The organism is Novosphingobium sp. AAP83, from assembly GCF_001295795.1.
GTDB lineage: Bacteria > Pseudomonadota > Alphaproteobacteria > Sphingomonadales > Sphingomonadaceae > Novosphingobium.
In genome coordinates this window covers 99425-123738 of record NZ_LJHY01000008.1, presented here as the reverse complement: position 1 = coordinate 123738, position 24314 = coordinate 99425, and the positions used below count along the sequence as shown (strand labels likewise).

The window sequence follows — 24314 nt, the reverse complement described above, 5'->3', positions numbered from 1 at the left end:
CGAGCCGCAGTTGAGCGAGGAGATCGGTACATCGCGCGGGCGTTTGCGGACGCTTCCCCGGTCAGTTTTCGGTGCTATTCAACAGGTTCACTTTGAGAGCGGTTCGCCGAGAGCCGATAGAGAAGCTGCGACCTTGTGATTCCCAGCAATTTTGCCGCTCGCGTCTTGTTGCCTGAAGCTTTGGCGAGAGCCCTTGTAATCATCTGCTGTTCGACTGTCGCAAGATCTAGTCCGGCGTCCACAAGCTCGGCAGCCGATTCTGAGGCAGCGTCTGCGAGTAAAGAAGCGCCCTTGCCCGGCCGCCACACCGGAGGACCGAGCACTTCACCGCCGCTGAACAAATGGTGCTGTCGGAGTGGTTCTCCGTCGCGCGCCATGATGACGCCACGCTCGATCACGTTTTCCAGCTCGCGAATGTTGCCCGGCCAGTCATAGCCAAGCATGGCGGCGATGGCCGATTCCTCGAAGCCGGTTACCCGCCGCCCATGGCGATTGGCATAAAGGGCAATAAAGTGTTCCATCAGCAGTGGCAGATCGGCGCGGCGTTCGCGCAGGGGCGGGATCCTGATGGGGAACACATTAAGGCGATAGAACAGGTCGGCGCGAAAGGTGCCTGCCTCCACCGCCGTTCTCAAATCAGTATTGGTGGCAGCCACCAGACGAACGTCGCTCTTCTGCACTTTCGTACCGCCGACCCGTTCGAATTCACCCTCCTGCACCGCTCGTAGAAGCTTGCCTTGAGCGGCAAGGGAAAGTGTCGCGATCTCGTCGAGAAACAGGGTGCCGCCCTTGGCCCTTTCGAACCGCCCCGGCCTTGATGCATTCGCTCCGGTGAAAGCTCCCTTCTCGACTCCGAACAGTTCGGCTTCGAGCAGGTTTTCGGGAATTGCTGCACAGTTTACGCCGATGAACGGTCCTGCGGCACGCCGCCCCATCGCATGGAGGTTGCGCGCAAAGATCTCTTTGCCCACCCCGCTTTCGCCTGAAAACAGCACGACCGCATCTGTGTCAGCCACATGGCCCAGCATGTCGAAGGCCACGTTGAAACCTGCTGACGCCCCGACAATGTGCCTCCCCTCGTTTCCGTTGCCCAGCGTTTCGGCTGATGAGCCTATCTCGCCGAGTTGCGCACCGCGCATGTAGCGCAGGTCATCCTCTCCTTCACCCCATTCGTCAGCCGGACGGCCAACGATGCGGCAGTGCTCGTGCCCCATCGCGACGCATTCGATCTCGCGAAACAGGATGGGGCGGCCGAGGAAGACGCTGGCATATCCGCTTGCATAGCCGATTTGCGACCATCCCGCAGGATAAGGCCCACGCCCGAACAGTTCGAGATGCGCGCCGCATTCGGTTGAACCGCACCAGATGTATTCGGCGGCGAAAGTACCGGTGGCGGTATCCACTTCTACGCTTACCGGATCGGTGCGGACCATGCCTTCCAGCATGTGCAGTTCCGGCCCGACAGCGAACATTTCCTCGATCGTTGCTCCGGGCCTGACCTTTGCCGCGATCTCGGCATCCATGGCACCGCTGTTGTAGCCTTGGCGGGTGAACACGCCCCGCGCTTTGTCCAGACCCATGGCTTCGATCACCTCATGGCGCAACAGCCCGAAGGCGCGGGCGTGGATCATCATCATGCGCCGCCCGGCGAGCCAGATGTGGCCTTGGGCATGATCGAAGTGAAGCTGGCTTAAAAGGTCTTCAGACATCGAAAAAGTGTATTCTTTCAGACACAGCCGCGCAAGGATTGTCTAAAATTACACGATTTTAGCGATAACGCTTCCGCTCACCTGCATCGCGAAGGACCTTCGCTGAAGGACAAATAGTTCTTTAAATCAATATTATGCGCGGAGTGACTGGCGGCATTAGAAAAATTGGCACGCCAATTGCGATGACCTGCGCACAGCCGTGATCAGCGGCGATGCCATCCGAATGGCCGCGAAGAGGAGAAAGTGCATGCCCGACGCCTTGCCTGCGATCAGTCGCAGAACCTTCCTTTCTGTCAGCGCACTGGCAGGCGCAGCAGTAGCTGCACCGCTAGCCGCCACTACCATTGCCCGGTCAGGACCACTGGCCATCGCTTCGCGGCCAACGGCCATACCCGCCGATTGGCAGGGAACTGCGTGCGTGCTCGCGGGCGATTATTCGCAGCGGCTGACACAGCTTCGCGATGCGCTGGCCACAAACGTCGGCAGGGACATAGCCCTCTTCCTTGATGGTGCCGATGCAGTGCTGTTCGACATCGCAAACATCGATCGCCGTGCAACGCTGCGCCCGGTAATCCTCTCCCGGGGAGGCCACGCATGAATCCGCGCATCCTGCCTCTGGTCCCTGTCGGCGCAGCATTTATCGCCATGCTCGCTGTTTCTGCCGGTGCCGCCCCTCCAACGTCCTCCCGTCAGACGCCATCTGGCCAGTGGGCATCGCCACAGGTGGCATGGGAAAAGACCTGCGCCCGCTGCCACACCACCGGTGTCGGCCCCGAACTGCGCGCCCGCGCCCTGCCGCCGGAATACATCACCAGCGTTGTCCGCAACGGCTTGCTGGCGATGCCCGCATTTCCCCACACGGCGATAGACGATGCCTCGCTCGAAGGCGTCGCGCGCTTTGTCTCCACTTCCAAGCTGCCAAAGCCAGCGGCCAAACGCTGAGCGACAAGGAGAGAGATCATGCCCAGCAAGAAGCAAGCCCCCGTCGCCACGCCTGCCACGCCGGCAGATCCTGCCGTACTGCCCGCCGGCGTTAGCGCGGCAGACATGCATGCAGCCATCGCGAAGTTCGTGGCGATCCTTGGCCCCCAGAATGTCGTGACCGATGCCGATCACATCGCACCCTATACAAAAGTGATGATCGCCGAGAGCGAGGACCTGCATCGTCCTTCTGCCGTAATCTATGCCCGCGAAGTCACCGAGATCCAGCAGATCCTGAAAGTCTGCAACGAATACAAGGTTCCTATCTGGACGATCTCCACGGGGCGCAACTTCGGCTATGGCTCGGCCGCGCCGCAAAGCGCCGGTCAAGTCGTGCTCGATCTGAAGCATATGAACCGCATTCTCGAAGTGGATCCGGTGCTTTGCACTGCGTTGGTTGAACCGGGCGTAACCTATCAGCAGCTCAAGGATTACCTTGACGAGAACGACATTCCGCTGTGGCTTTCGTGCCCCGCGCCATCAGCAATTGCCGGACCACTGGGCAACACGGTGGATCGCGGGGTCGGCTACACGCCTTATGGCGAACACTTCATGATGCAGTGCGGGATGGAAGTGGTCCTTGCCGACGGCGACGTGCTGCGCACCGGAATGGGCGGGGTCGAGGGCACCAGCGCTTGGCAGGTATTCAAGTGGGGCTACGGCCCATACCTCGATGGCATCTTCACCCAGTCCAATTATGGTATCGTCACCAAGATGGGCATGTGGCTGATGCCCAAACCCCCGGTCTACAAGCCGTTCTGCATCCGTTACGACAAAGACGAGGACATCCACGACATCGTGGAGACATTGCGACCCTTGCGCATCGCCAACGTCATTCCGAACGCGATGGTCTTTGCCAATGTCATGTGGGAAGCGGCCGCGATCATGCCACGTAGCAAGTACTACGACGGTACCGGCGTGACACCGGACAGCGTGCTGGAAGAGATCAAGGCGAAGGAAGGCCTCGGCGCCTGGAACGTCTATGCGGCGCTTTACGGCACAAAGGAACAGGTCGAGGTCAATTGGCAGATCATCACCGGCGCAATCAAGGCCAGCGGCAAAGGCAAAATCATCACCGAAGAGGAGGCAGCCGGGACCCAGCCCTTCGACTATCGCGCCAAGCTTATGCGCGGTGACATGACCCTGCAGGAGTTCGGCCTCTATCGCTGGCGTGGCGGTGGCGGTTCGATGTGGTTTGCCCCCGTCACCGCCGCAAAGGGCAGCGAGACAGTCGAGCAGACCCGTCTTGCCAAGGAAATCCTTGGCGAATACGGCCTTGATTACGTCGCCGAATATATCGTCGGCATGCGCGACATGCACCACGTCGTCGACGTGCTTTACGACCGCTCGGACCCGGACGAAATGGCACGGGCGCACGAATGTTTCGCCAAGCTGCTGAGCGAATTTGGTAAGCGCGGCTACGCGGTTTACCGCGTCAACACGGCATTCATGGACCAGGCCGCCGACCTGTTTGGTCCGGTCAAGCGCAAGATCGATCAGACCCTCAAGCGCGCACTTGATCCCAACGGCATCCTTGCACCGGGCAAATCCGGGATCAGGATCTGATGCAAAAAGCCCGTGAATGAGCCTTTTCAGGCCCGAACGGTCTAGCCAAAAAGACAGCTGACCACCAATCGGCTCACCCTAAGGTCCGGCTATGACCAATTCGGTCATGGCCGGACCTGCGAGTCCCGGGCCAATTGGTCCGGCACTCTTGAATCCGGCTTTTTTCAACTGGAAACGCACCTTTTGCACGATGGGGCATGAGCAATGACTGACGCCGAAACGATCGAAACCTTGCGCGCCAGGATTGCTTATGAAAAAGCGCGCACCGGCTATCCGGAGGGCTATCCCGCGCTCCCGGACATTCCGGCACAGCGGTATGTCTCGGCAGAATTCTATAAGCTCGAACTGGAACACCTGTGGCAAAAAAGCTGGCTTTATGCAGCGCACAAGGACCAGTTCCCGCAAGTTGGCAGCTACCTGATTTTTGACGGCGTGCCCGGCATGCCGATCGTCATCATCAGAACCGATGATGGTTTTGCTGCTTTCTACAACACCTGTGCGCACCGTGGCGGCTGCCTGGTTACGGAAAAACAGGGCATTTGCCCGGGCAAGCGACTGGTGTGTGGCTACCATGCGTGGACCTATGACTTTGCAGGCAATCTTATTGGCGTGCCTGACCAGCGTGATTTCGCAGGCCTCGATAAATCACAACGCGGTTTAACGCGGGTCCGTTGCGAAATGTGGGGCGGATGGATTTTCATAAATTCCGATACCAACGCGCCGCCGCTTACCGAATATGTCCGCCGTCTCCAGCCACAAATTGCGCAGTTCGATATCGATAATCTCGTACTGATTGACCAATACAGCTATGATTGTGCGTGCAACTGGAAGATCCTGATGGATGCTTTTGCGGAGAATTATCACTTCGTATCTGTCCATCGGGGCACTGTGGGCCTGCCCGGTCCCAAATGCGCAGTTGAACACCGTGGCACCGTAATGGCGCTTTACGAAAACGGCCATTCCCGAAACATTCTGCCTTGGAACGATGGTTTTGAACCGCGTGATAGTGCGTCTGAAGAAACAGGGTTTTCCATGGGTATGGGCGGAATTGCCGATATTGAAAGTGTGGGGCCGATCCCGCGAACATTCATCACCGCCTTTACCTGCTTCCCGAACCTGACCACGCCTGTCTATGCCAACGGTTTTCCGCTTCTGCTGTTCTGGCCAACGGGCATCAACACCTGCCGGATGGATGTTGTTTGGATGGGCATGCCGCATGGAGAGGCGGAATTGCCGGAGGCTTGGAAAGAGAAAATCGCACAGTTCAACATCATTCTTGATGAAGATCTGACGTTTTTGCCGAGCGTGCAGAAATCTGCTGAATCCCCTGCGTTCCGGTCAATCGTCGTCAATTACCAGGAGCGGCGTATCTATCATGCGCACGAACACATTGACCGCGTCATTGGCCCTGAGCGTATTCCTGAACATCTGCGGGTGAAGCCCGTTCTTGCCGGCATGATCGAATAGACATCGTCGCCGATAATTGCCCCGGCGTTTTGCGGAGCCGCTAAGCCCTGCCTGATCCTTGCCAAGGATGCTTCATGACTGAAATCTGGGATTACATCGTTGTCGGCGCAGGGTCGAGCGGCTGCGTCATGGCGGAGCAGTTAAGCGCCGATGGCACCAACCGCATCCTCGTGCTGGAAGCAGGCGGCGAGAATGACAGCTTCTGGGTAACTTTGCCAAAAGGCGTAGCCAAGCTGGTGAGCAAGCCTGAACACATCTGGACTTATGCCGTGACCCAGCCGCGCGAGGATGGCACCGCTGCTAACGAGTTCTGGATACGCGGCAAAGGTCTGGGCGGATCATCATCGGTCAACGGCATGATCTGGAGCCGGGGCGAACCGGCAGACTATGACGCATGGGAAGCGATGGGTGCGACGGGCTGGAACGGTGCATCTATGACCGATGCCTTCGTGACATTGGAAGACCATGCCGCAGGCAGCAGCCCGACACGGGGTAGTGACGGCCGGGTGCATGTCGATCCCGCGATTTACCGCTACCCATTGGCCGACCGCATGATCGAGGCAGGCGCAGCCATGGGGCTTAGCCGGGTGGATGATCTGAATAGCACGGATGGCCCACGGGTTGGTCTTTACAGTCACAACATACGCGCCGGAAAGCGGGAGAGCGCGGCCCGGACATTTCTGGCTCCGGCGCGCAAGCGGGCAAATGTCCGGGTCATTACAGGAGCCTTGGCGCAGCGTGTGATCTTTGATGGCAAGCGCGCTGTCGGGGTTGACGCGATCGTCGACGGCAAACCGCAACGGTTCGCATGCCGGGCTGAGATTATCGTTTCAGCAGGCGCGATTGAAAGCCCGTTACTGCTGCAACGTTCGGGCATTGGCGATAGCGAACGGTTAAAAGCGGTCGGCATTGCAACCATTGCGGATTCGCCCGATGTTGGCGAGCGAATGATCGAACACTTGTCGATTGCAATGCCCTACCGACTTGCGAAAGGCACTGGCACGCATCGCAGTTTCTTCGGAATCGGCGCTGCCCTGGCGATGGCGCGTTACCTGTTGCGGCACGATGGCATCATGGCGACGGGGCCGTTCGAAGTTGGGGCGTTTCTGAATGTTGCGCATCCGGACGGACGGACAGACGCACAGTTCTATCTTGGAGGATATACTTTCGCTGTCGGTGATGACAACGATCCGGTTCCGCTGAACAAGATCGACCGCCGCCCCGGCATTACGATCTATGGCCAATTGCTGCGACTGACGAGCGAAGGCTCTGTAAGGGCCAATGGTCCGGACAGCGCAACAGCGCCGACAATTCTGCCGAACTGGCTTAGCACGGAACATGACCGCACCTCGGCTGTCCGCATGATGCGCGCGATGCGCGCCTTCATGGCATCACCGCCGCTCGGGAACATGGTGGGCAAGGAGATGCTGCCCGGAGCCGATGTGCGCAGCGACGAAGACCTGCTTGCCGTCTTCCGGCGTTTGTCCAGTTGTGGGTTGCACGCGATCCAGTCGTGCCGGATGGGCAGCGATGCCACCGCCGTTGTGGACCCGCGCCTGCGGGTGAACGGCGTGCAGGGGCTTCGCGTGGCGGACTGTTCGGTCATTCCCGGCCATATCACCGGGAATACCAACGCGCCCGCCATGGCGATCGGGTTGCGCGGTGCACGGATGATCCTGGACGATAAAAAACGCTCGGCCTGAAGCGGAACCTTCGATTGCGCGCTTTGATAGGAATGTGAAATGGATGTTCGTGCGGCGCTGGTTGCCGATGCAAAGCGGATGCTGGATTGCCTGAAATCGGGTTCGATTACGCAGGCTGCTTCAATCACCAGCCTCCCGGCTTCGATCTATACCGACGATGAAGGCTTTGCGCTTGAGAAGGAGCGACTTTTCAGGCGAGCTCCGCTCATGCTGGCGGCGTCCTGCGAATTGCGCGAACCGGGTGATTGCAAGGTGATGGACGTTGCCGGAATACCGCTTTTGGTGGTGCGGGGACGCGATGGCGTGGTGCGGACATTCCTGAACGCCTGCACGCATCGCGGCGCACGGCTGATGCGGGAATGCGGTCATGCCGCGCGCTTCACCTGCCCATATCATGCCTGGAGCTTCAGGCTGGACGGTTCGCTTGTGGCAGTTCCGGCAAGTGAGGCCTTCGGCGATCCTGACCCTGATGACAGCCGACTGGTTGCCTTCCCCACCACCGAGCGGGCGGGGCTGATCTGGGCGATACTTGACCCGGCAGCTGCGCCTGATTTCGATGCATTTCTAGGCGGATATGACAAGTTGCTGGCGGCGTTCGGTTTCGAACATTGGCACCACTTCGAAAGCCGCAGCCTTGCAGGCGCGAACTGGAAGCTGGCATTTGACGCTCATCTTGAATTCTACCATTTGCCGGTGCTGCACCGTGCCACATTCGGCCCGAAGATGAGCAATCTTGCGGAATATTTCTATTATGGCCCGCACCAGCGCCTTGGTCTGGTGTCGCGTTCGGAACATGTGCTGGAGCAGGATGATGTGGCCGGTTTGGCCGATATTCCGGAAGACGACTGGCCACTGCTTCCGCTGCTATTCGGGGAGTGGATCATCTTTCCCAACGTGTCGATCAACTGCTTTTACAAAGGTGGTCGCGGCGTCATCATCTCGCAGGTCTTTCCCGGTGCAACTGTCGGGGAATCGGTGACCGTGCAGATGTTCCTGCACGAAAACCCGCCTGGCGAGGCGCTGTTGGAAGATGCCCGCGCGATGTCCGAATTTCTTGGGCAAGTGGTTGGTACAGAAGATTTGCCAATGTCGCGTGCCCAGCAGGAAACGCTCTCGTCAGGCTTGCTTGCGCGGGTGCAATTCGGACGCAATGAAGGGGGTGTGCAGCACTTCCATGAATGGATCCAACGCTTTGTCGAAGCTCCTATCAATCACTTGTTGCCAAGGATAATGCAGCAGCTTTGAGCCGAAACGAAATGCAGGAAGTCAGTGTCGAGTTACGCTAGGACATTTGCTTTCAGTCTTGATCTAGATTGGTAAAATGCAATCAACCCTTTTGCAAAACCCCTAACGCAAGCGCCCCCTTACCGCGAATGACGCATGGCAAAGGCAGGCCAGCTTTCCGCACCGCCCCTGCCCATCTGGGCCTCTAGCAGCACAATCGCAGTATCCACATCGGCATTTGTGGCCCCCGTTGCCTGTGCCAATTTCAGGCCATTATAGAAGGTCGCGGGATACTCGGTGGCATATTCATAAACGCGCGGATCATTCACCGGTTTATCAAAACTATACCAAGGTTGCCGCGCAATATCCGCAGGCAGGCCAACGGTCTGCGCCATTTGCTGCCAATCGCTGAGCCAACGCCCTTCCAACCGCGCTGGCAAATTGAGGAAGCAATAAGCCCCGCTTGCCAGAAAGCGCCGCGCCTGAAACCTCTCTGCAAAGGCGATTTGCAATTGGGACCAACGCGGATCGCGATGCAATCGCCGCCCCCAATCCAGCGTATAGGCAATATAATTGGCGATCGATCCGGAATAAACGCCGGGCCGCTGCTGCGCCTGGATCGATGCCCAGAATGTCGGATTGGGCGAGTTATCGCTGGCATCGCCTTCCCAGAACATTCCCAATTGCCCCATCCCCGGCACCGCGAGTGCCCTAACCGCGCGGTCCAGATTGGCAGAGAGGATCGCATCAAAACGCTCTGCCGCTGGCAACCAATCAAGCGTCGGCATGGATCGGAGCAAAGCATATGCCAACAGCAGATCGCGCATTGACCACGCCCAATCGCGGCCCTGCCCCTGATCGATCAATTTGCCGCTGGTGCCGCGATAATCGGGGCCAACGGTATTCAGCGCGGTGCACGCAGAAAACACCTGTTCCTCAACGAAAAACGGATGCAATTCGGATAGCAAAGCCGGAATGAACGATGGGCACGGGCGATGCGCGTTATCAATATCCCATGCCACCGGCATCCCGGGGCTGACACTGATGACTTTTTCTTCGGGATAATTCTGGTAATATTGCTGCACTTTCAATGGTATATTGGGTGTATCCAGCAGCAGTGGCAATCCATCGGCCCCGCGCACATGCCACGGGATTGATGCCGCGCTCAGCCCGTAATTCATACTGATGCGCCGCATCTCTGCGCTGCGTTCCATGATGTAGCGCGCCTGCCGGTGGACAATCGGCCCCACGTCATCGCGCAATCCCGTCATCCCCATGGCCGGCGTCAGCCCGCCTTTGGCCAGCGGAGTATAGTTCGGAATCGGGTCCATATAGGCCCATTGCGATGGTGCTTGCAGCTTTGGCCCGATGCCCCACGGCAGCAACAGGCCCTCGGCTTGCCAGCGGTTCAATTCACGGTCGGAGACAGGCCAGGTGCGCGATGCGATCACCCAGCGCTGGAAGTCGCCATGGCCGTAGATCGGGAAGCTGCGGTTAAATACACTCGCCTGATAGCTGATCGCAGGAGTCTCTGCCGCCAAATTGGTCCAGCGTTGCCGTTCTACCACCACCACATCAAATGGTTTGCCATCCACCGGGGATGCCGCTTGGAGATACCAGATCACCGCCCATGGTCCCTTGCGCAGGAACACCCGCACTGTGTGCAGCCCCGCCCTTTGCCACAAAGCTTCGGGATCATCGGCAGTGAAGATAGTATCGTCCAGCCCCACAGGCGGCGCGGCAGCAGCCATGGCGGGATCACGCGGGATTGTGCCACGCCGGGTTTGCGCTTGCGCTCGCGATGGCGCAGACTCAGGGCCGGGCGAGAGAGCACCGGGCGCAACCAGTGCTGCTGCACCACTGGCCATCATCAATCGGCGAGACAGCATGTTATGTTTCTCCCGTAGCGGCTGGCAGAAAAAGAAGGTGCGAAATATCAATGGGATGTGATTCAGTCGTGGTTGCGAGAAGATGACGGAACGACACATATGGACCGACATCGTCCGGCGGCAGTATGCCAGAGCTGTCCTGCTTTTGCACAGCGATTTGATGGACGCAGACCGCGAAATTCCGGCACCCCTGCTGCCAGCGCGCAGGCATACGGGACGATTGCCGGTTTGGGATTATCGGCAGATTGTAGAGGCGATCCCGCATTTGCTGCGTGGCGGATTGCTGACCTGGACTTGTAACGGTTTTATGCCGGTTACCTGAGCGTTTAGAGCTCGCAACAGGAGACCGAAGAGATGATCAAGCATTCAGAAGAGTTCAAGCGGGGGGCGGTGCGCATCGCGCTGACCAGTGGGTTGCCGCGTGAGCGGGTGTCATCGGATTTGGGGATCGGCAAGTCGACGCTGGGGAAGTGGCTTGCACAGTATCGGCCAACAGATTTGACCTCAGCGCCGCAGGCAGATTTAGCCCGCAAGAACGAACGCCTTCGCCTTGAGAACCGCGTACTTAAGGAGGAGAGGGATATCTTAAAAAAGGCCACGCAGTTCTTCGCGAGCCAGCGGCCGTGAGGTTCGCGTTCGTGGAGACCTGGCGCCATGTCTGGCCGGTGGAGATGATCTGCCGGGTGATGCGGGTCAGTCCGCGCGACTATCGCTCATGGCGCACACGACCGATCAGCCAACGTGCGCGCACGGATATGTCTGTGCTGGCACATATCCGGGAATAGTACAGCCTGAGCCTTGGTAGCTATGGCCGTCCTCGCATGACGATGGAGCTCAAAGAGGCAGGCCTCGCTTTCGGCGAGCGCCGTGTCGGACGGCTGAGGCGTGCCAACGGGATTAAGCCAGTGCGCACCCGCAGGCAAAAGGTTACGACTGACAGCCACCACCGTTTGGGCGTCGCAGCCAACTGGCTGGACGGCGATTTTGTTGCTGCATCGCCCAACCAAAAGGGGGCAGGTGACATCACCTATGTCTGGACGTCCGAAGGATGGCTCTACCTCGCCGTCATCCTCGATCTACATAGCCGCCGCGTAGTGGGTCGGGCGGTCAGTGACAGGATGAAGAAGCATCTGGCAATCAGGCCACTCGATATGGCGGTTCGCCTCCGTAATCCGTAGCCAGGCTGCCTTTTCCACTCAGATCGTGGCAGCCAATATTGTTCCTATGCTTATCAGAAAAAGCTGCAGGCCCACGGCCTGCGTCCATCAATGAGCGGTAAAGGAAACTGTTACGACAACGCCTCCGTCGAGACGTTCTTCAAATCGCTGAAGGCTGAACTGATCTGGCGTCAGAACTGGCCAACCAGGCGTTAGGCAGAGGCCGCCATCTTCCAGTACATCAACGGATTCTACAACACCCGACGACGTCATTCATATCCGGGCGGCATCAGTCCGCTCGCATTCGAGGCCAAGGTGGCATAATGAGATAGGTGACCGGCGCGAAACCGTTACAAGTCCAGTTCAGATATTGTCCGTTCCGGATAGCCGCGACAGCATCTTGTCGAACTCGGTGGTTATCAGGGCGAGGATCGCGGGGTCCATCTCGCTCACCATCATGGCATAAACGTCCATGCTCAACTTTTCGCAGGCTTCTGCGACCAGCCGACCTGTCGGCGTCAGCGCGACGGTGACAACGCGCTGGTCCGAATCGCGGCGATCGCGGCTGAGATAACCCAGCTTTTCGAGACGCTGGATTTGATGAGAAATTGTCGATTGCGGCAGCACCATATGCTCGACAAGCGCGCCTGCGCGAATCGGCCCCAGTTCCAGCATCAGCACCAGAATTCGCGAACTGATCAGGTCGAGGCCATATTGGCGGAACAGGGGGTTGCACAAACGGGCCAGCTGGGCGTTAACCTTGTGGATACGGAAAGACAGGCGTTCATAGACCGGCGGAAAAGCAAGCGCTTTGTCCCCATCTTTGCCATCAGCCATTGCCTTTCCTTTCATCAATTTGACGTCTCTTCATTTACGCATCTTTGCGTGCAGCACAAACACCGCAGAAGCGCGGGGTCAAATTTCCTTGTCGTACATCTTCTCGCAAACCGCCTTCGCCTTCACCGAATTTATGTCAATCTAACTTGCCAAGGAGCAAGGATTATCCCTTAAAAATAATCAATAGATAAAACTTGCGATATATATTGATTACGATATATCTGTGCATTCAAGCGTGCTAAATAGCCGCGACTTAGGGGGGTGAGGATGGCAAAAATCATGTCGGTTCAGATTAGATCGGGCTTGGTGGGTGCGGCGCTTGTCGCAATGTCCGGAGGTGCGGTCGCGCAAGAGGCGCAGTCCGAGAATGCCAGCAGCGGATTGCAGGACATCATCGTGACCGCCAACAAGCGCGCGGAAAACGTGCAGGATGTATCCATCCCGATTACGGCATTGAACGCGAAGCTTATCGAGCAGCGCTTCTCGCGCGATTTGCTCGATCTCGGGAGCATCGCCCCCAATCTGATTGTGGATCCTGTGCTAGGTAACGGGACAGCTGCAATCTCTATCCGTGGCATCCAGCTCAACGATGTCGAAAAATCATTCGATCCGCCGGTCGGCGTTTTCCTGGACGGAGTCTATCTCGCTTCGACCACTGGCGCGCTCTTGACGGTTTACGACGCGGCTACAATTGAAGTCCTGCGTGGCCCACAGGGCACGCTGTTTGGCCGCAATACTATCGGCGGCCTGCTGCATGTTCAGCGCGCCAAGCCAACCGGAGAGTTTGGCGGAAAGTTCAGCGCAACTTATGGCCGCTTCAACCAGTTCGATCTGAAGGGTGTGCTCAACCTGCCCGCGTTTGCCAATGACGCGATCAGAGCAAAAATTGCATTCGTACGGCTCGATGGTGGTGGCTATTTTCAGAACGTCACGCGCGGCAAGCGGGAAGGTGATAATGATCTTCTCATGATCAGCCCGCAAGTAGAGTTCGATTTTGGTGCGTCGGGACTCATCAATCTGTCCTACGACTATATCCGCGATCGCACGCCAACACGGCCAGTCACTGCATTGACGGAAGCAAATCAATTGTTCGGTGCGCTTGGCGGGTTGGGGCGTCCTGCAACCGATAGCGATTATCATCGCAGGCCAACCACTTCGCTAGAGCAGAAGGCATCGCTAACCACGCATAGCATTACGGCCAATGCGCAGTTCGATATTGCTGATGATCATCAGATTTTCGCGGTGATCAATTATCGTGACACCAAAGAAAATGCGATCCAGGAATTTGACGGGGTCGCAGCAACGCTGTTCAACACCGAGCGCCCACAGACGATCAATCAGTTCTCCACCGAACTACGCTACCAAGGCGATCTGGGCGCTGCCAAGGTGGTTGCCGGTGTTTATTACTTCAGTAGCGACTATTCCGTAAACCAGCGGACTTATTTTTTCGGCGGCGAGATCGGAGGGACCGACTATCAGCAAAGGGCAAAGAGCTATGCAGCCTTCGCCCAAGTCGATTGGGAGGTCGTTCAAAATCTTACGCTGACGGCGGGTGGGCGATACCTCCGGGACGAGAAGCAAGCTTGCGGCGGCTTGGCCCAAGGCGCTATCGATGCGCGGACTTACCTGGTGTCCTATGGTGATTGTAGCGACGTGCGACGCGCTGCGCCCGGATTCAGCAATGCCATTCCTGGCGGCGGTACCGCTACAGGAAGAAAAAACTGGAGCAAGTTTACGCCCAAGGTCGGCCTGAGCTATCACGCCAATGACGATATCCTGCTTTATGGCTCTTATGCTGAAGGGTTCCGTTCAGGAGGCTTCAATGGCCGAGGCAGCAGCGTCCTGACGCTCGGGCCATATGATCCAGAGAACGTCAAGAACTTTGAAATTGGTCTAAAGAGCGAGTTCCTTGACCGCCGCCTTCAGGTCAACCTTTCAGCGTTTCATGCGAAATACGGCAACAAGCAGGAAGATGTTGTGTTCCCGGATCCGGCAGGGGCAACGGTCACTGTCGTCCAGAACGCTGCGAGCGCAACGCTCAAGGGGCTAGAGGCCGAGATCAAAGCGATCCCTACCAATGGTCTGACGCTTAGCCTGAACGTCGGTCACCTCCTTGCGGCCTATGACAGCTATTTCGATCAGGCACCATTCCTCGATGGGCCGAATGCCGGCGCGCTTGGTCCGATTGACAAGTCTGGCTTTCAACTGCGGCGTGCCCCGAAATGGACTGTCGCCTTTGGCACGAACTATGAGTTTCCGGTGTCCGATACGGCTTCGATCATCGTCAATGCAGACGTTGACTACAAGAGCGACTATTCGATCGTGGCAAATACGATCAACACGCATGCTGTTAACCCCGGTCTGATCGACGGATATGCGAACGTAAACGCGTCGATTACCTACAAGGCTGAAAAATTTAAGATTTCGGCGTTTGGTCGCAACCTGACGGGTGTGGACTACTTCCAGCATGTGCTTGATGCTGGTACGACCTTCGGGCGCACTGCGGCAAGCAACGCACCAGTCCCAACTTTTGCCTTGTTCACATTCGGTACGATCAATCCACCGACCACCTACGGGGTAGAACTGGAATTCAAATTCTAGGGATGATGGCGGATACGTAGCGCAACGCCAAGGCGTGCCATTGTATTGGAAAGAGGAAGCGATGGTACAAGTTACGTTGCGGGTGAACGGGAAAGAGGCAGAACTCGATCTGCCCGGTCGGGCGCTGTTGATCCATGCGCTGCGTGACCATTTGCGGCTAACCGGCTCGCACATCGGCTGTGACACCAGTCAATGCGGCGCTTGTACCGTCCATGTCGACGGAAAGGCGATCAAGAGTTGTGCGATGCTGGCCGCAGAAGCCGACGGTTGCGAGGTTACCACGATAGAGGGATTGGGCAGCGATGCCGCGCTGCACCCGATGCAAGAGGCGTTTCGTCAGCATCATGGATTGCAATGCGGTTATTGCACACCCGGCATGATCATGCTGGCGCTCGATATGGTGGCGCGGCATGGCCAACTTGATGAGCCCACCGTGCGAGAGGAACTCGACGGCAATCTGTGCCGCTGCACCGGCTATCAGAATATCGTCAGCGCCATTCTAGCCGGTGCCGACGCGATGGCGCACGTATGACTCCCGAAGCGCCGGCCATCATGGCGGGAACGAGCTTCGGGCGCTCGGTCGGCCGCGTCGAAGATGCGCGGCTCGTGCGCGGCAAAGGTCGTTACGTCGACGATATCATCCTACCCGACCAGAGTTATGCGGCTTTTGTCCGCTCCCCCTATGCCCATGCGCGCCTCGCGAGCATCGATACGGCGGATGCGCTCGGCCGGCCCGGAGTGATCCGTATCGTGACCGGAGCCGATGTCGCCGCCGCTGGACTACCGCCTCTACCATGTGGCTGGATGATTCATTCGACGGACGGCGCGCCGATGAAGATGGGCGTAAGGCCCATGCTCGCGCAGGACGTCGTCCGATATGTCGGAGAGCCGGTCGCGATCGTGGTCGCCGATACCCGGGATCTGGCGCGCGATGCGGCAGAAGCCGTGCTGGTTGACTATGAGGAACTGGACGTAACTGCCGATTGCGCCGACGCGCTGCGCGATACGACCGTCCAGATACATGCCGATATTCCCGGCAATCGCGCGTTCGACTGGGATATCGGCAATGCCGCTGCCGTGACTGACGCATTCGCATCGGCGGCTCACGTCGTCAGCCTGACGCTGCGCAACAACCGATTGATTCCGAACGCGATCGAGCCGCGCGCTGCCAATGCCGTGTGGAACGCGGTGGACGAGCAACTGACGCTCTACATGGCACACCAGAATCCGATCGGGATGCGCGCTTTCATCGCCGGCTATTATGGCTTGGCCGCCGAACATAAGCTGCGGATCGTTTCGCCCGATGTCGGCGGCGGGTTCGGCTCCAAGGCGCACAATTATCCTGAAGAACTGGCCATCGCATTTGCGGCCAAGCTGGTCGACCGGCCGGTCAAATGGACCGCCGAACGCACCGAATCCTTTCTGACCGACGCGCATGGCCGGGATCATCTGACAACGGCCGAACTGGCGCTCGATAGTGACGGGCGATTTCTGGCGCTGCGGGTCGATACGCTGGCCAATATCGGTGCCTATCTGTCGAGCAGCGGCGCGCTTGTGCCTACATACATGTATGCCACGATGCTCTCGGGCCAGTATGTTATTCCGGCGATCCATTGCCGCGTCCGGGCGATCTATACCAACACTTGTCCGGTCGACGCCTATCGAGGCGCGGGTCGGCCAGAGGCTGCCTATGTCGTCGAGCGGATCGTCAATGTTGCGGCCGAGCGAATCGGTCTGGACCAGGCAGAAATCCGGCGGCGAAACTTCATCACCGATTTTCCGTACCAGACCCCGGTCGTCTATGAATACGACAGTGGCGACTACACGCGATCGCTGAACGAAGCATTGGCGCTGGCCGACTATGCCGGCTTCCCGGCGCGTCAGGTGGAGGCAGCCGCGCGCGGGCGACTGCGGGGCATCGGTATTGCCGCCTATGTCGAGGCATGCGGCATCGGCCCATCGGCCAAGCTTGCAGCACTCGGCGGCGGCGCAGGTATGTGGGAATCCGCCGAAGTGCGCGTGCATCCGATGGGTACCGTCGAAGTTCTGACCGGTGCCCATTCGCATGGCCAAGGACACCAGACGACCTTTGCCCAGGTTGCCGCCGACCGCTTCGGCGTTCCGATCGAAAAGATCAGTGTCGTGCAGGGCGACACCGATCGTATTCAGGCTGGCACAGGGACATACGGTTCACGCGCTTCGGTCGGGATGAGTGCGACTCTGCGGGCTTGCGATAGCATCATCGCCAAGGGCAAGGCGATCGTCGCCCATCTGATTGATGTCGATCTTGAGACGGTTGCGTTCAGCGATGGCATTTTCTCGAGCAGCGCGACGAACCGCACAGTGGCCTTTGCCGAAATGGCCTACGCCGCGCACACCGCCGCGGGTTTCCCCACCGACCAGATCGAGCCGGGGCTGGTGGCAACAAGCTTCTTCGATCCGCCCAATTTCACATATCCGTCGGGGGTCTATGTCTGCGAGGTGGAGATCGACCCGGAAACCGGGACAACCGACGTCGTCGCGTTCAGTGCAGCCGACGATTTCGGCACGGTCGCCAACCCGATGATCGTGGAGGGACAGGTCCATGGCGGGGTTACGCAGGGCATCGGACAGGCGCTGTGGGAGAATGCGCGCCATGATCCCGATACCGCGCAACTGCTGACGGCATCGTTCATGGATTACGGTATGCCGCGTGCCGTCTCGCTTCCGAACTACAAATTGGTATTCACCCCGACGCCGTCCCCTTCCAATCCGCTGGGGATGAAGGGGTGTGGTGAAGCAGGCGCGATCGGTGCGCCGCCCGCTGTCATCAATGCGATCTGCAACGCGCTCGGCGTCACGCATATCGATATGCCGGCCGCTCCGGAGACGATCTGGCGGCTGTGCCAAGCGCGGATGAGCAGCTGATGTACGCCTTCGATTATCTCCGCCCGGATCGGATCGAGGATGCCTCGGCATTGCTGGCCGAGCATCCCGAGGCATCGCTGCTTGCCGGTGGCCAGACCATGCTGCCTGTGCTGCGTGCGCGGCTGGCTGCTCCTTCCCACGTTATCAGCCTGGGCGGGATTGCAGCGCTCAAGGGCGTCACGTTGGCAGATGAGCGCCTGGTTATTGGTGCGGCACAGACCCACGCACAGGTCGCATCCGATCCGCAGGTTCTGGCGCTGTTGCCCTCAGTGGCGGCTCTGGCTGGCGGTATCGGTGATGTGCAGGTGCGTCATCGTGGAACGATCGGCGGATCTGTTGCGAACAACGATCCCGCTGCCTGCTATCCAGCGGCTTTGCTTGCACTTGGCGCGCGGATCATCACGACGCAACGCGTGATTGAGGCAGATGCGTTCTTCACCGGCATGTTCGCCACCGCGCTGAAGGCGGGCGAAATCATCACCGCGGTCTCGTTCCCCCGCTGCGACCGCGCTCATTACGAGAAATTCCGCAATCCGGCGTCCCGCTTCGCACTGGTCGGGGTATGCGTTGCCTCGTTACCGGAAGGTTCGCGTATCGCGGTGACCGGCGCAGGCTTTGGCGTGTTTCGCTGGCATGCAGGCGAAGCGTGTCTCGATGCAGGCGGCACCGGAAATGACCTTGCCGACGTGCCGCTAGATGCAGATTGCTTCACCGGGGATCTGCACGGCTCGGCCGACTATCGGATGCATATGACTCGGATAATCGCGGCGCGCGCGTTTGCGGCATTGGGCCGATAGACCGAGGATTGTATCATGGAAATTCGTGGAAGCTATCTGATCCCGTGTTCGCAAGCGCGCGCATGGGAGGCGCTCAACGATCCGGAACTGCTCCGCGCCTCGCTCAAGGGTTGCGAGCGATTGGAGAAGCTTTCGGAGACCGAGTACAGCGGCACGGTCGCAGCCAAGATCGGGCCGGTAACCGCGCGCTTTTCGGGCAAGCTGACACAAGAGGATATCGACGCGCCGGCCGGCTGCAAGATGCGGTTCGAGGGGCAAGGGGGCGTTGCGGGCTTTGCAAAGGGTCATGCCGATGTGACGCTCGTGCCTGAAGGCGACGAAACCCGCTTGACCTATGTCGCGGCCACGCAGATCGGCGGTAAGCTGGCGCAGATGGGCGCACGGTTGATCGAAGGCACGGCACGAACCATGGCTGACGACTTCTTCGGCCGGTTCGCGACCCTGATTTTGGAGCCACAGTCGCAAGACCCACTGTGACGCGCTGTGTAACCGATGGTTGCACTATGGCCTGCCCAGCAATCTTGCAGCGCCCCGCCCATGCAGTTGCCGCCTCGGCCCTCAGCGATTGGGCTCCCGTTGCCCGTCAGTTGCATCCGCACCTTTGCCAGATCGAACCTGTCTGGCGCAAAGCTAACGCTTGCAGGCACTTTCCAGCCACATCAGGCGTTGTCCGCGACCCAGTGATCGATCGGCGCGGCCCAGTTGGTAATCCGGCAGTCTGCGATTTCCATCGCCACCTGTATCAAAGCGATCGAGGCGAGCAGGGTTGCGTTCTCGCATTCCGGATAGGGCACCTGACCGATCCGGAGCAGGATTTCCCCCTCGATTCTGGGTGTACCGGCGTCGCGCAAGTCGAGAACTGCGCCATCCGGCAGAACGCTGTCGCCATAGATGATGCCCAGCATCGGTTCCGGGGTGTTCAGGCCCACCTTCCAGCATCTCGGCACACTCGTCCTCTCGCGTCATGCGGGGACCGCTGCCGGTACGATCGAACCCGTATCATTGCAGCGTGACAGAACGCCCATTCCAACCTCTCAACGAGATATATCGAAATCAATACTTCACAAGTTGTGGCGAAGCTGTCAAGCTGCGTCAGACGGCAAGACATAGGGCAGGGTCGGTAATCGATGACGGAGCAACACTACCCAATTGACGTTGTGCTCGCCTTCTGCCGCGCCTGGGACCGGCTCGATATGGACGAAATCTGCGCACTGCTCGCCGACAATATCCATTACCACAATGTCCCGATGGAGCCGCTTCACGGCAAGTCGGCGGTGGCCGCCTATCTTAAATCGCTCGACGCGATAGAGGCATGCAGTTGGGAGCTTCTGTCGATCGCGGCCAGCGGCGCGACAGTGCTGACCGAACGGATCGACCGGTTCGTTGTCAGGGGAACTGCCGTAACGCTGCCGGTCATGGGCGCGTTCGTGGTCGAAAATGGCCTCATCTGCCAATGGCGTGATTATTTCGATCTGGCATCCTATCAGGCGCAATGGCCGCAGGCAAAACCGGCATGAGACTGGAGCTCGAGGGCAAATCGGTGCTGGTGATGGCTGGAAGTCAAGGGATCGGGCTCGCATCGGCCTTGGGTTTTCACGCTGAAGGCGCCCGTGTGACGATCTGCGCGCGCGGTCGCGAAGCGCTTGAAGCTGCTGCCGCCGCCATGCCGGGATGTCTGGCGATCGTAGCGGATGCGTCGGAGCCTGCAGATATCGATCGGGTTGTGACGCAGGCGCTCGCGCATTTCGGATCGGTCGATATCCTGGTGAACAACAGCGGCGGGCCGCCGGCAGGGCTGTTCGACAATCTCTCGGATGACGATTGGGAAGCCGCCGTCAACCTGACGCTGATGTCCGCGGTCAGAGCGACGCGTGCTGTCCTGCCGTCGATGCGCGCTCGTCAATGGGGACGTATCATCAATATCTCGTCTTACGGAGTGAAGCAGCCGATCGCGGGGCTGACCTTGTCCAATTCCGTGCGCCTCGCGGTGCTTGGCTGGGCCAAGACCCTTGCTGCACAAGTGGCCCCCGACAATATCCTCGTAAACACGGTCTGCCCGGGCTGGACCCGAACAGACCGCGTCCGGTCGTTGCTTGAAAAGCAGGCTAAAGACACAGGATCGCAAGCCGCTGATCTAGCTGTCGCGATTACCGCGCAAGTCCCGCTGGGCCGGATGGGCGAAGCGGACGAGATTGCTAACCTTGTCGTTTTCCTAGGGTCGCAAGCCGCGAGTTACATAACCGGAACCGCCATTCAGGTGGATGGCGGCGCAGTGCAAGGCTACGCATGACACTCAAGGCCGCGACCGTCGTCGACATCCATGCACATGCAGTTCTGGAAGGCACATTTGGAACAGCAGGCAGCTTCGGGCCGGAGCTTTATGCCGAAGCCGATGGCACGCCTGTCTTTCGCATAGGCGGCTATCACCTGCGCGGTGTGCGCTATCGTGGCAGTGCCTTCATGGACCCCGCCGTGCGGATCGCGGCAATGGATCGATCGAGCATTGACTGGCAGCTGTTGTCGCCCAACCCGCTGACCTATTTTCACTATATCCCGCCTGCCGAGGCGATCTCATTCTGCCGTCGGCACAATGATGTCCTGGCCAAGGTCGTTGCGGACTTTCCCGATCGACTAGGCGCTGCCGTCGCGCTGCCGATGCAGGATATTCCCGCCGCAATCGCGGAACTGAGGCGGGGCGTGCGCGAACTTGGCATGATGGCGGCCTACATGGGCACGAACATGCCGCACGGCTTGGACGATCCGGCCATGGACGCGTTTTACGAGGCCGTTGTCGCATTGAACGTGCCGCTGTTCATCCATCCAGCGCCTGACGGCATCGACGGCCCGCCGGGCAGTCCAGCGCTCAAGAAATACGAACTCGATATCATGGCGGGGTTCACAGCCCAAGAGACGGTTGCGGTCGCGACACTGCTTTTCGGCGGCGTACTTCATCGCCATCCGGAACTTGATATCTGCATCAGCCATGGCGGGGGCGCCGTCGCGCTGCTGTGGGGTCGGCTGCATCATGCGGTGCAAAAGCGGACGTGGGCGCCCGATCACCTTAAGCGCGACGGTGCTTTTGCTGAACAACTCGGGCGCATATGGTACGACGTCCACATGCACGACGACCGCGCGCTGGATCTCCTGGTCGAGCGGGTCGGAACCGAGCGGCTGGTCTACGGCACCAACTTTGCCGGATGGGATGCACCTGAGACATTCGTGGCTCCCATCTGCGACGCGCCCCTTGCCGACAACGCGCGGCGTTTGTTGCGCGCCTGAGGCTTGTCTTCAGGCGTTGGTCACACCCAGCCCGAGCCCGCCATCAACATCCAGTACGGCGCCCGTCGTCCAGTCGGCGCGGATCAAATAGTCGATGGCTTCGGCGATATCCTCGCCCACGCCGATCCGGTTGATGACCTGCATCGGCAGCATCTTTTCAAGCCGCTCGGCGGCGGCCTCGGCAGTCAAGAACCCGGCGCGCACATTCAGCTCGGTCAATACGCCGCCCGGGATCACGCAATTGACGCGGATCCCGCGGTCGCCCAGTTCTGCGGCCAGCACTTGCGTCAGGGTCTGAACCGCCGCCTTGGTCGCGGCATAAGGCGATGCGCCGGGAAATGCGCGGCGAGTATGGCTCGACCCGACGAAGATCACTGCTCCTTTGGTGCATTCGAGATGGCGCGAGGCAAGCCCAGTCAGCATCATCGCACCAACGACATTGCTATGGAAAATCCCCAGCAATGCTGCCTCGTCGAGCTGCTCGATCGGCCCACGCAGCATATTGCCAGCGTTGTTGACCAGCGCGTCCAGCCTGCCGTCGCCATGGGCCAGTGCAGCATCGATCATGCGCTGCCGGTCTGAGGATACGGTGACATCACCGGCCACCCAGGCGCAGCCGATGGCTTGCGCCACTGCGGAAACCATTTCGAGGCGCCGACCGGTGATCGTCACTTTGGCCCCGCGCGCCGCCAGGTAACGGGCGGTGGCTTCACCCAGCCCCGATCCGCCGCCTGTGATCAGGATACTCATGCCCTCAATCGCGCGCATGTGATGCCCCTTCCTGCAACCATTGCAGCATCGACCGTATCAGCAGGCTGTGGCCCGGCGTGAGCAGCGCATCGGCATCATGGCCCAGGGCATCGACGCAAACGCGGCCCTGCCCATGTCTGCGCATCCACGCGATCGGTTGTGGTCCCTCGGAAATTTCGCAAGTAGCAAGGACGTCGCAATCTGTCTGCAGACCCAGATTGTGATAGACTTCATCAACGATCGAAAAGTCCTCCGCACCGGGGCAAAATGCTAGGCCCGCTGCCGTCATGGCGACCATCGCCGGGCCGAGCGGTGGATGTTGCGACAGGCCCCATTGCCAACCGCCGCCCATGATCCTTCGCCATCCCGGTTGCGTGTCCCAGCAGATCGTTCCGGTGTGCATGACCAGCAGGCTGCCTCCTTCGCAAACGAAAGCGTCAAGAGCCGCAATTTGATCGTCACTCATCTCGCGCGCCCAGATTTCGCGATCCGGGGCGTACTTTTCGTGCTGCGTCATCGACCAGCAGAGCGCATTGACGATCAGCAATCGCGACGATCCGAGCGCGACCAGAGCAGCGTTGAGGTCGGTCTCGATAGCGACGGTCCATCCCTCTGCTCTGGCGAATGACGCCAGCACCGGCGAGGTTTCCGCAAATGGATGGTTATAACCGCCGCTGAACAGCACAGCTGTGGGTGTGGTGCTCATCCGCGCGGCAGGCTCTTGAGGACGGCATGCGTTACGCCGCCATCGACCACCAGATCATGTCCATTGACGTAACTGCCACCGTCGGAATCCAGATAGAGCACCGCATGAGCGATGTCCTCGGGCGTTCCCAGCCGCCCCAGCGGCACCCCCCCTGCCCGCGCCGCGCGCACCTTTGGGTCAGCATAAATGGGGGTCGACATGCCGCCGTCAATGAAGCCTGGCGCAATGCTGTTGAAGCGCAGGCCAGCTTCGCCATACTCCAGCGCGAATTGTCGCATGAGTTGCTTGACTCCGCATTTGCTCGCTGGATAGGCGCCTGCCCCCGGACCGGGGCTGTAGGCATTGATCGACGTCAACGATATGACGTGTCCCGATTGCCGGGCCATCATGCGCAATACGGCCTGCCGCGTCACGATATAGGCGCCGATCAGGTTGACTTCGATGACCGCACGGAAATCGCTTGCGCTTTGCTCGGCCAACAATCCGAAGCGGACGATACCGGCATTGTTGACCACGAGGTCGGGCACAAAATCGATAGCATCGAAGGCTGCGGCGACAGCGGCTTCGTCGGTGACGTCGCACACCATTGGCACCGATCCGGGCAGCGTATCGCAAAACTGCGATACTTCGGCAGCAACGCGATCGAGCACGCCGATGCGATACCCGTTGCTGGCAAGTGCGCGTCCGATTGCCGCGCCGATACCGTTCGCGCCGCCAGTGATAATGGCTATCTTGCCCATA

The 24314-nt window shown here is 59.3% G+C and carries 21 protein-coding genes and 1 pseudogene; 15 read left to right on the top strand and 7 right to left on the bottom strand.

What is annotated here, in order from left to right:
- Positions 1-74 precede the first annotated feature (74 nt).
- Complete coding sequence (locus tag IP81_RS05055) at positions 75-1709, bottom strand: sigma-54-dependent Fis family transcriptional regulator (protein ID WP_054106891.1); 1635 nt, start codon at positions 1707-1709, stop codon at positions 75-77.
- A 247-nt stretch (positions 1710-1956) separates the two neighbouring features.
- Between IP81_RS05055 and IP81_RS19530 the strand changes: the two genes are divergently transcribed.
- The 6 genes from IP81_RS19530 (at position 1957) to IP81_RS05020 (ending at position 8671) form a co-directional block, all read left to right on the top strand.
- Positions 1957-2307, top strand: coding sequence for a hypothetical protein (locus IP81_RS19530; protein ID WP_082355984.1), 351 nt, complete (start codon positions 1957-1959; stop codon positions 2305-2307).
- Entirely contained in the window at positions 2304-2651 is a 348-nt protein-coding gene (locus IP81_RS05040) for a cytochrome c (RefSeq protein ID WP_054106888.1), read from the top strand. Before IP81_RS19530 ends, IP81_RS05040 begins: the two co-directional genes overlap by 4 nt.
- Before the next feature lie 18 nt (positions 2652-2669).
- A complete protein-coding gene (locus tag IP81_RS05035; RefSeq protein WP_054106887.1) occupies positions 2670-4256 on the top strand; it encodes an FAD-binding oxidoreductase in 1587 nt (528 codons plus the stop codon).
- Between the two features lie 204 nt (positions 4257-4460).
- The gene (locus tag IP81_RS05030; RefSeq protein ID WP_054106886.1) at positions 4461-5723 is read left to right on the top strand and encodes an SRPBCC family protein; all 1263 of its coding nucleotides are present in this window, start codon (positions 4461-4463) and stop codon (positions 5721-5723) included.
- Positions 5724-5797: 74 nt separating this feature from the next.
- Positions 5798-7426 carry a GMC family oxidoreductase gene (locus tag IP81_RS05025; RefSeq protein ID WP_054106885.1) on the top strand — a complete coding sequence of 543 codons (1629 nt, stop codon included), beginning with the start codon at positions 5798-5800 and terminating at the stop codon, positions 7424-7426.
- Positions 7427-7465: 39 nt separating this feature from the next.
- Positions 7466-8671, top strand: a complete 1206-nt coding sequence (locus IP81_RS05020; protein ID WP_054106884.1) for an aromatic ring-hydroxylating dioxygenase subunit alpha — start codon at positions 7466-7468, stop codon at positions 8669-8671.
- A gap of 119 nt (positions 8672-8790) precedes the next feature.
- Here IP81_RS05020 and IP81_RS05015 read toward each other — a convergent pair whose 3' ends face one another.
- A complete protein-coding gene (locus IP81_RS05015) occupies positions 8791-10539 on the bottom strand; it encodes a hypothetical protein (RefSeq protein ID WP_157573087.1) in 1749 nt (582 codons plus the stop codon).
- Between the two features lie 354 nt (positions 10540-10893).
- Between IP81_RS05015 and IP81_RS05005 the strand changes: the two are divergent.
- Positions 10894-12020, top strand: a pseudogene (locus IP81_RS05005) (IS3 family transposase).
- Between the two features lie 39 nt (positions 12021-12059).
- Here IP81_RS05005 and IP81_RS05000 read toward each other — a convergent pair.
- Positions 12060-12533, bottom strand: coding sequence for a MarR family winged helix-turn-helix transcriptional regulator (locus IP81_RS05000; RefSeq protein WP_197274521.1), 474 nt, complete (start codon positions 12531-12533; stop codon positions 12060-12062).
- Between the two features lie 279 nt (positions 12534-12812).
- On the opposite strand from IP81_RS05000, the gene IP81_RS04995 reads away from it, so the two are divergent.
- The 5 genes from IP81_RS04995 to IP81_RS04975 all read left to right on the top strand — a co-directional run bounded on the left by IP81_RS04995 (position 12813) and on the right by IP81_RS04975 (position 19315).
- Complete coding sequence (locus tag IP81_RS04995) at positions 12813-15134, top strand: TonB-dependent receptor (RefSeq protein WP_197274520.1); 2322 nt, start codon at positions 12813-12815, stop codon at positions 15132-15134.
- Between the two features lie 61 nt (positions 15135-15195).
- Positions 15196-15666 carry a (2Fe-2S)-binding protein gene (locus IP81_RS04990; protein WP_054106880.1) on the top strand — a complete coding sequence of 157 codons (471 nt, stop codon included), beginning with the start codon at positions 15196-15198 and terminating at the stop codon, positions 15664-15666.
- The gene (locus IP81_RS04985; protein ID WP_197274519.1) at positions 15663-18041 is read left to right on the top strand and encodes a xanthine dehydrogenase family protein molybdopterin-binding subunit; all 2379 of its coding nucleotides are present in this window, start codon (positions 15663-15665) and stop codon (positions 18039-18041) included. The genes IP81_RS04990 and IP81_RS04985 overlap by 4 nt, the downstream gene beginning before the upstream one ends.
- Positions 18041-18838: a xanthine dehydrogenase family protein subunit M gene (locus IP81_RS04980; RefSeq protein ID WP_054106903.1), complete on the top strand. Its 798-nt coding sequence runs from the start codon at positions 18041-18043 to the stop codon at positions 18836-18838. Before IP81_RS04985 ends, IP81_RS04980 begins: the two co-directional genes overlap by 1 nt.
- A gap of 15 nt (positions 18839-18853) precedes the next feature.
- Positions 18854-19315: a CoxG family protein gene (locus IP81_RS04975; protein ID WP_054106879.1), complete on the top strand. Its 462-nt coding sequence runs from the start codon at positions 18854-18856 to the stop codon at positions 19313-19315.
- A gap of 182 nt (positions 19316-19497) precedes the next feature.
- On the opposite strand, the gene IP81_RS04970 is transcribed toward IP81_RS04975, so the two are convergent.
- Positions 19498-19767, bottom strand: a complete 270-nt coding sequence (locus IP81_RS04970) for a hypothetical protein (protein WP_054106878.1) — start codon at positions 19765-19767, stop codon at positions 19498-19500.
- Positions 19768-19965: 198 nt separating this feature from the next.
- On the opposite strand from IP81_RS04970, the gene IP81_RS04965 reads away from it, so the two are divergent.
- The 3 genes from IP81_RS04965 to IP81_RS04955 are packed head-to-tail and all read left to right on the top strand — an operon-like array spanning position 19966 to position 22117.
- Positions 19966-20355 (top strand): limonene-1,2-epoxide hydrolase family protein, encoded by a 390-nt coding sequence (locus IP81_RS04965; RefSeq protein WP_082355982.1) that lies wholly within the window; start codon positions 19966-19968, stop codon positions 20353-20355.
- A complete protein-coding gene (locus IP81_RS04960; protein ID WP_054106902.1) occupies positions 20352-21128 on the top strand; it encodes an SDR family oxidoreductase in 777 nt (258 codons plus the stop codon). The genes IP81_RS04965 and IP81_RS04960 overlap by 4 nt, the downstream gene beginning before the upstream one ends.
- Entirely contained in the window at positions 21125-22117 is a 993-nt protein-coding gene (locus IP81_RS04955; protein ID WP_054106876.1) for an amidohydrolase family protein, read from the top strand. The genes IP81_RS04960 and IP81_RS04955 overlap by 4 nt, the downstream gene beginning before the upstream one ends.
- Before the next feature lie 9 nt (positions 22118-22126).
- Here IP81_RS04955 and IP81_RS04950 read toward each other — a convergent pair whose 3' ends face one another.
- From IP81_RS04950 to IP81_RS04940, 3 genes are read right to left on the bottom strand one after another with little or no spacing between them, the layout of a single operon-like run.
- Positions 22127-22885 carry an SDR family NAD(P)-dependent oxidoreductase gene (locus IP81_RS04950; RefSeq protein ID WP_054106875.1) on the bottom strand — a complete coding sequence of 253 codons (759 nt, stop codon included), beginning with the start codon at positions 22883-22885 and terminating at the stop codon, positions 22127-22129.
- Positions 22872-23573 carry a ThuA domain-containing protein gene (locus IP81_RS04945; RefSeq protein ID WP_054106874.1) on the bottom strand — a complete coding sequence of 234 codons (702 nt, stop codon included), beginning with the start codon at positions 23571-23573 and terminating at the stop codon, positions 22872-22874. The genes IP81_RS04950 and IP81_RS04945 overlap by 14 nt, the downstream gene beginning before the upstream one ends.
- Positions 23570-24313 (bottom strand): SDR family NAD(P)-dependent oxidoreductase, encoded by a 744-nt coding sequence (locus tag IP81_RS04940; RefSeq protein ID WP_054106873.1) that lies wholly within the window; start codon positions 24311-24313, stop codon positions 23570-23572. Before IP81_RS04940 ends, IP81_RS04945 begins: the two co-directional genes overlap by 4 nt.
- Between the last annotated feature and the right edge of the window lies 1 nt (position 24314).

Excerpts from the sequence above, each read along its gene's own strand:
- IP81_RS05055 (WP_054106891.1), bottom strand. The coding sequence starts at position 1,709 with ATGTCTGAAGACCTTTTAAGCCAGCTTCACTTCGATCATGCCCAAGGC.
- IP81_RS19530 (WP_082355984.1), top strand. The coding sequence starts at position 1,957 with ATGCCCGACGCCTTGCCTGCGATCAGTCGCAGAACCTTCCTTTCTGTC.
- IP81_RS05040 (WP_054106888.1), top strand. The coding sequence starts at position 2,304 with ATGAATCCGCGCATCCTGCCTCTGGTCCCTGTCGGCGCAGCATTTATC.
- IP81_RS05035 (WP_054106887.1), top strand. The coding sequence starts at position 2,670 with ATGCCCAGCAAGAAGCAAGCCCCCGTCGCCACGCCTGCCACGCCGGCA.
- IP81_RS05030 (WP_054106886.1), top strand. The coding sequence starts at position 4,461 with ATGACTGACGCCGAAACGATCGAAACCTTGCGCGCCAGGATTGCTTAT.
- IP81_RS05025 (WP_054106885.1), top strand. The coding sequence starts at position 5,798 with ATGACTGAAATCTGGGATTACATCGTTGTCGGCGCAGGGTCGAGCGGC.
- IP81_RS05020 (WP_054106884.1), top strand. The coding sequence starts at position 7,466 with ATGGATGTTCGTGCGGCGCTGGTTGCCGATGCAAAGCGGATGCTGGAT.
- IP81_RS05015 (WP_157573087.1), bottom strand. The coding sequence starts at position 10,539 with ATGCTGTCTCGCCGATTGATGATGGCCAGTGGTGCAGCAGCACTGGTT.
- IP81_RS05000 (WP_197274521.1), bottom strand. The coding sequence starts at position 12,533 with ATGGCTGATGGCAAAGATGGGGACAAAGCGCTTGCTTTTCCGCCGGTC.
- IP81_RS04995 (WP_197274520.1), top strand. The coding sequence starts at position 12,813 with ATGTCGGTTCAGATTAGATCGGGCTTGGTGGGTGCGGCGCTTGTCGCA.
- IP81_RS04990 (WP_054106880.1), top strand. The coding sequence starts at position 15,196 with ATGGTACAAGTTACGTTGCGGGTGAACGGGAAAGAGGCAGAACTCGAT.
- IP81_RS04985 (WP_197274519.1), top strand. The coding sequence starts at position 15,663 with ATGACTCCCGAAGCGCCGGCCATCATGGCGGGAACGAGCTTCGGGCGC.
- IP81_RS04980 (WP_054106903.1), top strand. The coding sequence starts at position 18,041 with ATGTACGCCTTCGATTATCTCCGCCCGGATCGGATCGAGGATGCCTCG.
- IP81_RS04975 (WP_054106879.1), top strand. The coding sequence starts at position 18,854 with ATGGAAATTCGTGGAAGCTATCTGATCCCGTGTTCGCAAGCGCGCGCA.
- IP81_RS04965 (WP_082355982.1), top strand. The coding sequence starts at position 19,966 with ATGACGGAGCAACACTACCCAATTGACGTTGTGCTCGCCTTCTGCCGC.
- IP81_RS04960 (WP_054106902.1), top strand. The coding sequence starts at position 20,352 with ATGAGACTGGAGCTCGAGGGCAAATCGGTGCTGGTGATGGCTGGAAGT.
- IP81_RS04955 (WP_054106876.1), top strand. The coding sequence starts at position 21,125 with ATGACACTCAAGGCCGCGACCGTCGTCGACATCCATGCACATGCAGTT.
- IP81_RS04950 (WP_054106875.1), bottom strand. The coding sequence starts at position 22,885 with ATGCGCGCGATTGAGGGCATGAGTATCCTGATCACAGGCGGCGGATCG.
- IP81_RS04945 (WP_054106874.1), bottom strand. The coding sequence starts at position 23,573 with ATGAGCACCACACCCACAGCTGTGCTGTTCAGCGGCGGTTATAACCAT.
- IP81_RS04940 (WP_054106873.1), bottom strand. The coding sequence starts at position 24,313 with ATGGGCAAGATAGCCATTATCACTGGCGGCGCGAACGGTATCGGCGCG.